The organism is Streptomyces sp. NPDC090445, from assembly GCF_044769385.1.
Taxonomy (GTDB): Bacteria; Actinomycetota; Actinomycetes; order Streptomycetales; family Streptomycetaceae; genus Streptomyces.
The window spans coordinates 11,851-25,285 of the sequence record NZ_JBIVXV010000032.1 but is presented as its reverse complement, the minus strand read 5'-3'; the positions used below and the strand labels follow the sequence as shown (position 1 = coordinate 25,285).

The following is a 13,435-nucleotide window of genomic DNA, read 5'->3' as shown; positions in this document are numbered from 1 at the left end:
CTGTCAGGGCTCGTGATCCTGACCTTCTTCTCGTCCCACGGCTGGCAGTCCTGGGACGTCGAGCACCGGCCGTTGATCCCCGAGGGGATGCCCGTGCTCGTCGACGACGACCTGCATTTCGAGGACGGCCCGGCCGCGCCGCGTACGACGGTGGTGGTGAACCGGTGGCTGCGTGAGCTTCCGGCCAGCGGGGCCCCGGCGCCGAGCTCGTGGGAGAACTACGCGCGGGCGGTCAAGGAGTGGACGGAGTTCCTCGCTGAACACGGTGTGGGTCTGTTCGACTCGCGGGAGCGGCTGAAGGCGGGGCTGAGCCGATATGCCGAGCATCGTGCGGCTGGGCCGACCAAGGCCCGCTTCGCCGCCACAACGTGGGGCCAGCACATGAGCATCCTCTCCGTGTTCTACCGCTGGGCGATCGCCGAGGGGTACACGGAAGCGGAGCCCTTCACCTACCGCGCTGCCAAGGCGTTGTTCGCCGGGACCGGGCGAGAGGTGAAGGTGAATCTGGCGGTGCGCCGCACCCCGAAGCCGCACGTGACGATCAAGTACCTGGAGCCGGACTTCGCAGAGCTGTTCCGGTGCGGCTTACGCGGGTTGGCTCCGGACGGCACCCAGGACACCGGCTTCCACGGTCGGGAGCTGGCCCGCAACTCGGCGATCGGGGATCTCGCGCTGTCCACCGGGCTGCGGCTACAGGAGTTCACCTATCTGCTGCCGTGGGAGATTCCCGCGCTTCCGCCGGAGCCGACCTCGGTGCCGATCCCGTTCCCGGTGCCGGCCGGGATCACCAAGGGCCGCAAGTTCCGGACGACCTGGACCTCCTACCAGGCCCTGGCCGGGCTGCACGACTACCTGGAGCTGGACCGCGCGGCCACCACCGAGGGCTCCGGCTGGCGCCCGCCGCGTCGGTGGGGAGAACCGCTCATGGTCACCGAACCCGGCCCGAGAGGCGGACGGGTCAACGGGGTGCGCCGCTCGTGGGACTCGCTGACCCCGACCGAACGCCGACGCCTGGTCGCTCCGGCGGGCGGCTCGTGCCTGCTGGCAGTGAAGAGCGGCGGCGGCCCCTTCACGGCCTGGGCCACCGTCTTCGAACGGACATCGGACCGCATCCGGGCCCGCTTCGAGCCGCGCTTCCCGCACGTCTGGCCCCACCGGTGCCGGCACACGTTCTCGATGAGGACCCTGGAATACCTGGTCACGGGCCACTACCGGCAGGCCGCGAAGCTCGTGCGGGACACCGATGCCGACGCCGCGCTGGTCTTCTACCTCACCAAGGCCGACCCGCTGCTCGTCCTGCGCGACCTGTTGGGGCATTCCACTGTCCTGACCACGGAAAAGTACCTCCGACGCCTGGACACGACCCGCATCTATCGGGAGGCATACGACGGTGCCGGGGCTGCGGCCGGACTGACCCGCGACGCGGAGGCTGACCGCGAGGCCGCGGAGGAGTTCGGCGACGACATGGAGGACGGGAAAGCCTGATGCCGACGATGCTCATCGACGAACCGCTCGGCATCAGCTGCGTCTTCAGCGACGGCAGCCGCGCGGAGTTCTCCCTGGACGGCCTCCCGAATCCGCAACTGGCCCGGGACCTGGCCACTGGCCTGGTGGACCTGATTCACCCTCATGGCACCGCAGACTCCACAGGCACCGTCAACTTCTACGTCCAAGCCCTGCGGAGCATGGTTCGCACCCTCGCCGAGCGAGGCTTCACAGGCAGGGCCAGCCGACTACGGCGGAGCCAGCTGGCCGAGTACTGGATGGGCAGCACCGGCAAGCAGGAGGCACTGACGCGGGCCATGATCGAGGGATTCGCCCAGAGCGGCGGCGCTCTCCGCGAGGAAGCGCTGGAACTCGCGACCGGCCGGCACTTCAACCCACAGCCCAACCGGCGGGCTCTGCCGCCCTACCCGGAAGGAGAGTGGCAGCGGCTGACCGAAGTCTGCTGCCGGCTGGTCGAGGAGTCGTACACCGCCCACCAGCAGGCCATGACCACCATCCAACGCGCCCGGCATCCGGCCGAGGGCGGGTGGACGCCGGAGAACCTGCGCCGGCTGCTGGCCGAGCTCGGACCGGTGAGCATCGGCGAGTTCGGCCGGAACCTGGGCATCTCGGCTGCTGTGGTACACAACCGGGGCGGCTTCCACGAAGCGGTTCGTGCCATGTTCCCGGACCTCGGGGTGCTGATCGCCTACCGGCTGCTGTTCGGCATCTACTCCGGCATCGTGCCCGACGGCATTGACGACCTGGTCACCGACGACATCGACTGGGCCGGAGACTCGACGATCCTGCTCTCCTACATCAAGGGCCGCACCGCGGCGGAGAGCCTGATCCTGCCCCGCCGGGCGGTCCGGCTACTGGAGCAGTGGCTGGCCCACTCCACCCTGCTGCGAAGCTTCGTCCCGCCCGACGAGCGCCGCCGGCTCTGGCTGGGCCTGAGCCGGGCCGGCGGAGACCGGCGAGTACGCCAGATCGACCGCGTCGCCGTCCAGCGCTGGGTCCTTCGCCACGGCCTCAACGGCGACGATGGACGCCCCATGAAGATCCACCGGTCCCGGATCCGCACCACCCATGAGGCCATGCGGGACAAGAGCGCCTGGACCGGCAGCGGACGGGCGACCATCGACCCGAACCACACCCCATCCGTCGAGGGCGATCACTACCTCACCGCCACCACTCCGGCCCAGCAGCACGCCGTCGAGGCGGTCATTGAGGACCCCCAGCACGACATGTTGCGACGCGCCCACCCGCCCGCCGTGATCACCGAAGAGGACGCCGCCGCGCTCGCCGCCGGCTATCCGCAGTTGGTCGCGACCATGGCCTTGGACGACGCGGCGATCGCCGAGCTGGTCGGCGGGCAACGGGACGTCTTCACCGCCGCCTGCGGAGACCAGCTCTCCGGGCTGTACGGTCCCAAGGGAAAGCCCTGCCCGGCCCGCCCCTGGGTCTGCCTGCTCTGCCCGCTCGCGGTGTTCGCCCCGCGGCACGCGGTCAACCTGCTACGACTCAAAGCGTTCTTCTCCCGGCAGTGGCAGCAGATGCCCGCCGCCCACTTCATGGCGGTCTTCGGCCCCTACGCGGCCCGGATCCAGCAGGTCCTGGACCGTTTCGACCCCATCGTCCTGACTGCGGCAGCCCAGCACGTTGACGACCAGGACCACGAACTGCCCCTGCGACCCGAGGAGATGACCGCGTGACCAGCCCTTTCGCGGCACCCGCCTTCGATGGCCGGTCCGCTGTCTTCGCCCGCGCCGACGTCTGCCACGAAGCCGGGTTCACTCTCCCCACCGGGACCCGTCGCGTGCTGTTCGAAGATGACGTCTGGGACTTCACCGACGTCGTCGGCTTGCCCGTCCAGCTCGCTCTCTGCACCCGTCGATTCGACTTTGCCGGCATCGCCGACCGGCGATGGAGGCTGGTCGCCAAGGAACTGGTGCTGGCCATGCTCGCCCCGAGGCACCCGGCCGTCGCCGAGCTGTCCCGGGCGCATCGCACCACCCTGCACTTGCGTAGTTGCGCGGGCCGGCTGGATGAGCTCACCCGCTTCTGCCGGTGGCTGACCGAGCGCGGGGTGTCGAGCCTTCAGCAGCTCGACACCCGCCTCTGCGACGCATACATGGTCCACCGGCGTTACGTGCTCGACGAACAGGGCGCGGTTGTCGGCGAGCAGAGCCCGGCCACTCGGCGCTCGGCCGCGCAGATCATCGTCGACCTGGTCAACTACCGCGAGCTGTTCACCGCCGACCGCGTTCCCGCTGACCTGCAACCTTGGGGCGGAGCCACCGCCTCGGCCATCGCCGAGATGCCCAGCGGCCGGACGGAGAACAAGACCCAGCCCGTCGACGACGCGATCCTGCAGCCAATGCTCGCGGCCGCCCTGTTCCTGGTCTCCTCGCTCGGACCTCACGCTGTTGAACTCGCCCACCAGATACGACAGGCCGACCGCCTCTCGTCGCGGAAGGCGTCAGGGCTCCGCAGCAGCCACCGCGCTCCCGTGAGCGAGTTCGCCGCCTTGCTCGACGAGTACGAGCGAACATACACACCGCTGCCGATGCTGTCCCAGCACCGCATCAACGAGCGGCTCACCGGCGGCTGGGCCGCCAAGGACCCGCTCCTGCCGGTGGCTACGGGAACCCTGGCACGCCAAGCCGGAGAAACCCAGTTCAGAGCCCATTGGATGCCAGCACTGCGCGACCGACTGGAACACACGGTTGCCGCAGTCGGCGTCATGGAGGTCTTCGGCCAGGACGCCACCCAGATCACAGCGGCGGACGCCTCATCTCTGTTGCCCTGGACCCTGCCTCTGCATCGGGCCCAGGCCGTCGCCCTGGTCGGCGTCGTCCGCACCGCCGCCATGATCGTGCTGGCCACCGCCTCGGGGATGCGCGCGAGCGAGCTGATGGAACTGCGGATCGGCTGCCGCCGTCCTCCCGAGGAACCCGTCCCCGGACTCACCCGCTACCGCCTCGCCAGCAAGGTCGTCAAAGGCCAGCCGCTCGGCGGCACCGACGACGAGTGGGTCGTCATCGAGCCCGTCTATCGCGCCGTCGAGCTCACCGAAGCGCTGCACGACGACTGGCAGGACGGTGCCCTGCTCTTCGGCCGGTTCTCCTTCACGGTCCGCTACAAGTGGTTCCGGAACTGGGTCAACTCTCCGACAGGACAGCGTCTCGGGCTCGCCCCCATTCCGGAGGGCCAGGCGAACCTGAGGATGCTCCGCAGGACGTTGGCCCTGGAAATGGCCTATCGTCCCGGCGGTGTTCTGGCAGCCAAGATCCACTTGAAGCATATTGCTGTGGCCACGACAGAGGGGTATGCCTCGCGCCCCGGCGGGGCTCAGGCCGAGCTGCTGGCCGAGGTCAACCGGCATGAGAGCGACCGGAACCTCGACCTGGTCCTCACCGAGTTCCGCAACTACCAGCAGGGCATCCTGCCCGTCGGCCCTGGCGCCCGCAGCCTCACCGAATTCTTCGCCAGCATCGACGCACACCTCGACGCCACCACGTCGGCACCGAGGACCCAGCGCAATGACCGCGACGTGCTGAACCTGCTGACCAAGCGCGCGAACACTCTTCACCTCGGCCCAGCGAACTACTGCTGGTTCACCGACCCCTCCCGGGCGCTCTGCCTCAAACTCGCCGGCACCCCCACCGCAGACCGTCCGCTGGTCGGCATGTGTGACTCCGCCCGATGCCCGCAAGCCACCCACCACCCCTGCCACCGGCCTGTCTGGGCCGAACATGCCGAACGGACGAAGACCTTCCTCGGCGACCTGGGCAAGACACGCAGGACCGAACGCTCCCGCCTCCAGAACGACTACGACCGGGCCCTTCGAGTCGTCGCCGAGATCGACGCGGCCACCCTCAACCAACCCGATGAGGACCCCGCATGAAGATCACCGCAGCCCAGCGCACCGAGAACGAGAACCGCATCCGAGCCGCCATGGACCGGCTCCTACGCGGAGAGATCCCGCCCGGCGGCAAGTGCGACATCAAGACCCTCGCCCGCGAGGCGGCTGTCGACCGCACCGCCTTCTACGGAACCCGCCCCTATGCCCACCTTCGAGAGGAATTCGAACATCGCCTGCAGTCCCTCCAGGCTGCCGGAGACATCCCCGACCCGAGGGACGCCCAGATCGAGCGGCTCAAATCGGAGATCACCAAGCTCAAGGCCCGGCTCACCCGATCGGACAGCGCCATCGAGGAGCTCACCGACTTCCGCACCCAGGCCCTCGCCCGCCTCGCCGCCCAATACGAGGAGATCCTGCATCTCCGTCGGGCAGCAGCGGTGGCCGACCGCGTGACCCGTCTTCCCATCGCCCGCAGCACTTCGATCGGATCCTGCAGCTGACTCACTGACCAGGTCCGATCCCGACTCACCACCCTCGGAGCAGGTGTGACCGCCAAAACCTCTGGCCCCGGCTCGCTGACCACGTGAGGATGCCTTCATGCGCTTTCCTCGTGCCTCCGACCCCGAGCTTCTCGACGTCATTGATCGCTACGTCAAACCAGCAACGCAAGGCGTCGGGCGCTACCTGCACCTGCTGCACGGCAACTTCGCGCGTGACGACGAGAACGAGCGCACGCCCTTCCTGCAGTCCATGCGTGTCGCCGCCCGGGAGGTCACCGACGAGGAACTCGAAATCCTGCTGGAGAGCGAGTGGCGATCCCGCCTGACAGCATCGTGGCTGATCGGCTTCGATCGTCGTGACCACTTCCGTGACATTCTCGGCGATCTTCTCCTCGCCAGTCAGCTCTGCTTCGCCGGTCAGGGCTACTGCTTCGCCCTCGCACGCTTCGGCACCGACGAGGACGCCCAGCACCTCACGGTCTACCTGGACCGCTACCTCCGACGGCCAGACTGCCAGTACGACCAGCACTGGGCCATCAGTGCGCTCCTCCACATCGACAGCCGTACCGGCAGCGAACACGCCGTCCGGTTCCTGGCGCCCGGCGGCCTCTGGCACCAGTGGAACGAGGCCCAGTACAGGCCATCGCCGCCAGGCCGGTTCATCGACGAACTGTGCACTCATGCTGCCGAAGACGCGGCCAGCGGAGGCCCCAGTTCGGCACCACAGGAAAGGGCCTGAACCATGACCGAACCGCAGAGCATGCCGATGCCCGGCCAGGTCTGGGGCCTGGCGGCACCGGATACCGGCGGACCTATCTTCGTCACCAGCTACGACGGAAAGAACCTGTCCACCACCGTGCTCACCGCCGTGGACGTGGCTGGAGAAGTCTTGTGGCGCCGCGAGTTCGACGGACACCCGGGTCGGCCCCGCGTCAGTACCAGCGGATCCGTATGGGTCGCACATCGGGGGCCGACGGGTGCCGTGCTGACCGAAGTGGACGCCGCCGGCTCGACCGTGCGCTCGATCACACCCGAACACGAGCCCTTTGAGCGCCTCGGTTCGTTCGTGGTGCTGCCCGACGGCATCTGCGCGTCCTGGTTGCCCGCCGAGCGGAACCGTCCCGTTCCGGCTGGCCGCCATGCACGGGTCGCACGGCACGGCGAGGACGGCTCGATGCGGTGGTCGACACCGGCCGTGCTTGACCAGTTGTCGTTTCCGGGCTGCATCGAGATCAGCGCGGAGACAAGCTGGGAAGCGCGACCTTCGAAGCCGTGGGCACCGCAGACCATAGAGGCACACCACTGGGAGCCGTTGCTGATCGCCGGCCACCGCATCGCCGCGACGTTTGCCGACGGCAGGAGCGGCATCGCCGTCACGTTCTTCCTGGACACCACTACCGGTCGGCTCATTGCCGCGAGCCCTCCCGGGCCCAGCCACCACAAGGCGATCGTTGGACCTGGCGAGTTCCTGATCGGATCCCAGGGCTACGGCGCGTTCAGCACAGCGCAGTATGACTCCTCTGGCACCGTCGTGCAGGAGTGGCCGACGCACGCGATGCTGCTGATCAACCGACACGGTGCCATCAGCGGCCCCGAGTCCGAGAACACCACGCCGTCCCGTTCGCGGTTCGTCGGCCTCGAGCCCGATGGCACAGTGCGCCGCGGGCCTGCGCTGTCCGGTTACTACACGACCTACCCAGCCCTGGACAACGAGGGCACCGCGGTGTTCTGGCGGGACGGCCGCCTGCTCGCTGTCGACGCCGACTTCCAAATGCGGGAGCTGTTCGCCCTGGAAGATGAGAAGCGTGCGGTGATGAGCAAAATCATGCTGCTCGACCAGGAGCGGGTGGCCTTCGCTCTGCACGACGAGCTCTTCATCTTGCAGTCGACGGGCCTCGGCACCTTGGACAACAGCGCCTGGCCATGCGCGGACGGTGGTCTTCGCGGGAACCCCGTGACACACCAGTAGCCCCAGCTGGCGCCACGCGATGGACGAGACCCAAGTCACCCGGGAGTGTGTTCTGCGTCACGCACCCGCCGTCGCAATGCAACACGCTCCGCTGCCAGAGTCGCAAACGCGGAGTTCGAACCCCGCCAGCTCAATCACAACACGCACTCATCCGCACACGGCCTCTGCGGACACAAGGCACACCTTCGCAGTGGTGACACTGGAGCAGTTGCAGCGCGGGCACCTGGCGGCACTGGCCGAGCAGCACCCACGACAGAGGGAGCACTACACGCGGATCTTCGGCGACCCGTTGGATTGGGTGCGCCGCCGCTTGGGGCACAGGTCGGTAGTGACCACGATGATCTACCTGCACACCCTGGCGGAGCTGGAAATGGAGACCAGGATGGCGCTGGTGCCCGACGGCTGGGATCTGCCGACGGACATCGTGGACGAGACGGTGAGGTCCTCGTGAGCAGGCGCGGCACGACACGTCCTGGGGTGCGGGCGGTCCTGCCGTCTGGGTGCTACGAGGTCCGTTCCGCGATCGGTCTTTCGCCGCGGGGCAGTGTATGCGTCGAGTTCGAGGGGGAGGACGGCCGACGGCGCACCTTTGACTTCGCCGACTGTGAGCTGCCGGGCTGGCACCGGGACCTGGCCGTGGCGGTGGCCGCGCGGATCGGGCCGGGCGGCGGGCTACGCACCGGCTCGTCCGCCCTCGCGATGTGGGTGCCACTGCGTCGATTCCTGCGTACCCTCGCGGCGCTGCCCAATCCACCGCAGAGCCCCGCTGACCTGCGGGTAGAGCACGTGCGGTACTTCGCCGACACGATCGGCGCAACCATGCAGCCGGTATACGCGCTGCGGTGTATCGAGCAGGTCGGGGTTCTGCTGCGGCTACTACCACCCGGACGACAGGTCTCATCGGAGGTTCTCGACGTCCTGCTGGTGCGCGTCCCGGCTGCACCGAAGCACGTGCCGGGCTACTCGGAGGGTGAGCTGCGGCGCCTGGTGGTCGCCGCCCGTGCGGACGTGGCCGGACTGCGGGAGCGGCTCGCGGACGGACGGCGCCTGCTCGCGGACCCCGACGGTGGACCGGAGACGGTTCTCTTGCGCACCGTCGCGACCGGCGGCCGATGCTCAGGGCTGCGGAAGACCTTGGGGGCTGCCCGGATGTTGTTCCCCATGCGTCGGGATCTGCCAGGGATGCTGGTGCTCCTGGCGGCCGTGACTGGCCGCAACATCGAGACGATCAAAGAGCTTCCGGCCGAGCACCGCATCGTGGACGGCAAGGCGGTCGAGGTGCGACTGACCAAACGCCGCCGCGGGGCCGGGCGCTGGTACGAGACGGTCCTGTGGGAGATCGGCGAGGCGGGGCAGGAGCTGCGCAACCCAGGCGGGCTCTACCTGCTGCTGCACGACCTGATGGCGCCCAGCCGAGCCCTGGCCGAGGACCCGCGCTGGTTCTGGTCCTACTGCCGAGGCCGCCACGATGATGCGCACGGCAGCCCGTTTCGTGGCGCGATGACCGCGGGCATCGAAATGACCGCCTGGGTCGACCGGCACGGCCTGGTCAACGACGAGGGCAAGCGGTTCGGGGTGAGCTTCAACCGCTTGCGTACCAGTGTGGAGGCGCGGCGGACCCGGCAGATGGGAGGTCATCTGCCCTCTGCTGCGCGGACCAACACCGTCCCGGTGCTGTTCCGTAACTACCTGTGTGATGACCCGGCGACGGTGGAGTGGGCACACGAGGTGATGGCGCAGGCCCTCACGGACGCCGAGGAGGCGGCCCTTGATGCCCATCGCCGTCTCATCGCGCGCGCCGGCAGCCCTCAGATCGCCGAGACAGCCGGCGGCGCGTCCGAGGGCGCGTGGTCAGCATGTGAGGACGTGGAGCGGCATCCTGCCACGGGCCGCAGTTGCAGGGCCTCCTTCCTGGACTGCTTCCACTGCGGGAACTGCGTCATCACGCCCGAGCACCTGCCCAGGCTCCTGGCCCTGCTGGACGCGATGGAACAGCGGCGGCAGCGGATGGGCGAGGATGCTTGGTGGAGACGGTACGGGACCGCGTTCGTGGCGATCCGCCACGACGTGCTGGCCCGCTTCACCCCCGAGCAGCTCCGCCAGGCCCGCCTCGCACCCGTTCCCGATGCCCTCCTCGACCTTGTGGAAGACCCATGGCAGCAGCCTTGACTCACGCCGTACGCACACCGGCGCCACGGAGCGGTGACCATTTCGTTCTGGCCGGCAGGCCCCTCGCCGAGGGGTACGTGCTGGAGGACACCGCCCGATTCTCGGACGACGTCTGGCCACTTGCCCCCGTGCTGCTTCAGCGGCAGCAGGCCCGCACCCGCCTGGACTTCACGCGCGTCGCGCCAGGCTTCGTCCCCGTTCTGAAGGAGCTCTTCGCGGCGATGCTCTCCGGGCAGCTGCCGCCGAACGAGCCCCGTCCGAAGGTCATGTCGGTACGGCGCCACTTCACCGAACTGGTCCGCTTCACTGGCTGGGTAGCAGCCCGTCCCGGGCAGCCGACGCTGGCTGACCTTCGAGTCGACGACGTCGCCGCCTACGCCCTGCACCTGCGTACGGTGCTGCCCGCAGAGTCCAGTCGCGAAGTCGCCCAGAGTTCCGTGCGGTTCCTCTACCGGTACCGCACCGTCTTGACCTGCGACCGGCTGACCACCGACCCTCTGGCGTGCGAGCACTGGGGCAACAGCACCCGCCGCGGCCGCGCGGAGAACACCACCCACCGGATCCCCGAGCAGGTCATGGGGCCTCTGCTGGCATGGTGCCTGCGCATCGTCGACGACCTTGCCCCCGACATCCTCAATGCCCTGGACGCGAACAGAGCTCATCACGCCGCCGGCCTGGCACAGGGGCGTGTGCCCACTCCCCGTCCCTCCGGGATCTGGCCCCACCGAGCCCAATCCCCCGGCTCAGCTACCAGCCGTCCGGTGGCCGGCAGGCAGGGCCCGCCTGGAGACATTCGCTCTCGCCCGGCTTCTGCAGGGCGCCTGCTACATCCTTATCGCTCACCTGTCCGGGATGCGCGACAGCGAGATCAAGCACCTGCGTCCCGGCAGCACCCGTACCCTGCTCGACGGCTCCGGCCGCCCCTACCGCTGGACGATCACCAGCCTCGCCTTCAAGGGCGAGCACGACCCGAGCGGCACCCCCGCCACCTGGATCATCGGCGCCCCAGCCGCGCGAGCCGTCACCGTCCTGGAACGGCTCCAGCCGCCAAGCACCGACCTGCTCTTCCGCTGTCTGACCCACCGCCACCGCCTCAAGCCTGGAGCGATGACGCTGCGATCCAGCAACGAACTGATCAACCACGTCATCACCTGGATCAACGCCTACTGCCACCGTCACGGCATCAACGACATCATCCCCGACGTCAACGGCTCCCCGTGGAACCTGACCACCCGCCAGTTTCGACGCACCCTGGCCTGGTACATCGCTCGCCGCCCCGGCGGAGTAATCGCCGGAGCCATCCAGTACCGCCACTTGGGCATCCAGATGTTCGAGGGATACGCCGGGACAAGCGATTCCGGCTTCCGCGCCGAAGTCGAAGCCGAACAGGCGATCAAGCGCGGCGAGCACCTCCTGGCCCTCGCCACCGACCATCAGCACGACCTGTCGGGCCCCGCGGCCGCCGAGGCCACCGCCCGCCTCGCCGACTTCCACCAGCGAACCGGGTTCGCAGGCTCCGTCATCACCGATATCCGCCGCCTGCACCGGGTCTTCGCCCGTCACGACCCCGAGGTCTACCCCGGCACATACGTCACCTGCGTCTTCAACCTTGACAAAGCCCTGTGCCGCCCCCACGGGGCCTCCCACGAAGAGCGCCCGCGCCCGGCCCCACTCGACTGCCAGCCGCTGGAATGCCGCAACGTCGCCCTTACCCCCGGCAACGCCGCCGCCCGGGCCGCCGAGGCGGACCGCCTCCACGAACAGCTCGGCGCCCGACCGAACCTGCCGCCCGCCCTTCACGCCTCCCTGGCCCGGCGCCGGGATGCGATCCGCCGCTTCCTTACCACGACCGGAGGCGCTACGTGAGCGCTCACCGTCGGCCGCTTCCCGGCCTCGCCGATGTCCACGACGCGATCGACCGTCTCACCGCCGAAACCGGCAGGTCCCCCAGCGTGCTCGCCCTCGCCACCCGCCTCGGCCTCGCCAACACCACCTTCCGCCGCAACTTCCCCGGCATCTGCACCGAACTGTCCGACACCCCGGGCACCGCGGGCGGCACGGCGGCCGCAGACGCCTACGGCAAGGTCAAAGCCGACAATGCCCGGCTCCGGCGCGACAACCGCGACCTCGCCGAACAGCTCGAACTCGCCATCGCCGCCATCCAACGCCTCACCATCGACAACGACCGCCTGCAAACCGCCCTCCACGATGCCCGTGCGGTCACCCCACTGCCCCGCCGCCCGCGCTGCTGACAAAAGGCCTGGCTGTGTAGAGCGGGTTGGAGCCGCAGGCGCACTGCCTCATCTCCCGGGTGGTCGAGGATCTCTTCGCTGACGAGTTGGGACGGCCGGACACAGACGGAGTCAGGCCCAGGGGTCATCGCACTGGACGCCCGGTAGCGCGTTGTTCAGCATCTGATCGAGGGTGCGGTCAAGTCCGTTGTCGTCGACATGTGCAATCCACGGCACATCGTCGAGGACCTGTGCCAGGCCGTCCGTGACCAGAACATCGAGCGTTGTCCGCAGATCGTCCGGGACGGGATCGTCCACGAGGCAGAGCCAGGCCAGTGCGGCAGGCACTCGGACGTCTGCGGGCTGTGTGGGATCAGCCCAGAGAGCACAGGCCCAGACGGCGGTGCCGGCGACAGTGTGCTCGCGGCCCAGCTCCGCAACGGCCAGCACAAGGCTTGCGCGAACCCGGGGAGACCTCTCAATGATCAGGCGAGCACGGAGGGCGTCTGTGATGCGGCCTGCCTCGCCGGAGGCAGTGGCCAGGGTGTAGCAAGTGGAGCTACGAACGTCGGAGTCCGCATCGTCGAGAAGTGGAAGGAGCGGGTCGACATCGGCGGTTACGGCGTTGCGTGATGCTTCGATGGACCAGTTCATCAAGTAGCCGCTGCAGTCGGATCGCAGTTCCTGGGTAGCCACCTTGAGGAAGGTGCTGCGAGTGCCGTATCCCCAGTGCTCATTTCGCGCCGCCGCGGCGGCCAGGCCGAGTACGCCTGCACGTCCATGCGCCGAGGGGTCGGCAGCGATCCGCAGAAGGAACGGCACCATCAGTGGGGCCACCGAGCCGACCGTGCCCTGGTGAACAACACTGCCCCACAGTAGATCCAGGGCCAGCCCCGCCGTCTCGGCGTCCTGGGAGCGCAAGCGGGTCAGTCGCTCAGGCACGTCATGTCCCGAGCCGTAGGCATGCCCGAAGCGGCTCCAGGCCACCTCTTCGAGGAGGAACCCGTCCTTGACGTCCTTCGGCATGCCCGAGATCACCGCGCGCACGTCGAGCTGCGTTCCCTCGTACAGCTCGAATCCGTGAGCCCGTACCTCCTCGTGATCGAAGACCAGCTCCTCAGACGTCATGCTTCTCCCCTGTTGCGCCGCCGGTCGGAACCCCCCTCTCGTATCACGCTGCACCGACACCGCCAGCCGAGCACCCCTGACTCAC

At 68.6% G+C, this 13,435-nt stretch carries 11 protein-coding genes; 10 read left to right on the top strand and 1 reads right to left on the bottom strand.

Going from position 1 to position 13,435, the window contains the following annotated elements; all coding sequences use genetic code 11:
• Positions 1 to 12 precede the first annotated feature (12 nt).
• From ACIQUT_RS34790 to ACIQUT_RS34745, 10 genes are all read left to right on the top strand, one after another.
• A complete protein-coding gene (locus tag ACIQUT_RS34790; RefSeq protein WP_403568972.1) occupies positions 13 to 1,485 on the top strand; it encodes a site-specific integrase in 1,473 nt (490 codons plus the stop codon).
• Positions 1,485 to 3,200, top strand: a complete 1,716-nt coding sequence (locus ACIQUT_RS34785; RefSeq protein ID WP_403568970.1) for a hypothetical protein — start codon at positions 1,485 to 1,487, stop codon at positions 3,198 to 3,200. The genes ACIQUT_RS34790 and ACIQUT_RS34785 overlap by 1 nt, the downstream gene beginning before the upstream one ends.
• Positions 3,197 to 5,395 (top strand): site-specific integrase, encoded by a 2,199-nt coding sequence (locus tag ACIQUT_RS34780; protein ID WP_403568969.1) that lies wholly within the window; start codon positions 3,197 to 3,199, stop codon positions 5,393 to 5,395. The genes ACIQUT_RS34785 and ACIQUT_RS34780 overlap by 4 nt, the downstream gene beginning before the upstream one ends.
• Positions 5,392 to 5,853 carry a hypothetical protein gene (locus ACIQUT_RS34775; RefSeq protein ID WP_403568967.1) on the top strand — a complete coding sequence of 154 codons (462 nt, stop codon included), beginning with the start codon at positions 5,392 to 5,394 and terminating at the stop codon, positions 5,851 to 5,853. The genes ACIQUT_RS34780 and ACIQUT_RS34775 overlap by 4 nt, the downstream gene beginning before the upstream one ends.
• A 97-nt stretch (positions 5,854 to 5,950) precedes the next feature.
• Positions 5,951 to 6,592 carry a DUF6000 family protein gene (locus ACIQUT_RS34770; RefSeq protein ID WP_403568965.1) on the top strand — a complete coding sequence of 214 codons (642 nt, stop codon included), beginning with the start codon at positions 5,951 to 5,953 and terminating at the stop codon, positions 6,590 to 6,592.
• Positions 6,593 to 6,595: 3 nt separating this feature from the next.
• Positions 6,596 to 7,822, top strand: a complete 1,227-nt coding sequence (locus tag ACIQUT_RS34765) for a hypothetical protein (RefSeq protein ID WP_403568963.1) — start codon at positions 6,596 to 6,598, stop codon at positions 7,820 to 7,822.
• 193 nt (positions 7,823 to 8,015) lie between these two features.
• Positions 8,016 to 8,273 (top strand): hypothetical protein, encoded by a 258-nt coding sequence (locus tag ACIQUT_RS34760; RefSeq protein WP_403568962.1) that lies wholly within the window; start codon positions 8,016 to 8,018, stop codon positions 8,271 to 8,273.
• On the top strand, positions 8,270 to 9,991 hold the full coding sequence (locus ACIQUT_RS34755; RefSeq protein WP_403568960.1) for a hypothetical protein: 1,722 nt from the start codon (positions 8,270 to 8,272) through the stop codon (positions 9,989 to 9,991). The genes ACIQUT_RS34760 and ACIQUT_RS34755 overlap by 4 nt, the downstream gene beginning before the upstream one ends.
• An 852-nt stretch (positions 9,992 to 10,843) precedes the next feature.
• Positions 10,844 to 11,857 (top strand): hypothetical protein, encoded by a 1,014-nt coding sequence (locus ACIQUT_RS34750; RefSeq protein ID WP_403568959.1) that lies wholly within the window; start codon positions 10,844 to 10,846, stop codon positions 11,855 to 11,857.
• Positions 11,854 to 12,243 (top strand): hypothetical protein, encoded by a 390-nt coding sequence (locus ACIQUT_RS34745; protein ID WP_403568957.1) that lies wholly within the window; start codon positions 11,854 to 11,856, stop codon positions 12,241 to 12,243. The genes ACIQUT_RS34750 and ACIQUT_RS34745 overlap by 4 nt, the downstream gene beginning before the upstream one ends.
• Positions 12,244 to 12,354: 111 nt before the next feature.
• Here ACIQUT_RS34745 and ACIQUT_RS34740 read toward each other — a convergent pair whose 3' ends face one another.
• Positions 12,355 to 13,350, bottom strand: a complete 996-nt coding sequence (locus ACIQUT_RS34740) for a hypothetical protein (protein WP_403568956.1) — start codon at positions 13,348 to 13,350, stop codon at positions 12,355 to 12,357.
• Between the last annotated feature and the right edge of the window lie 85 nt (positions 13,351 to 13,435).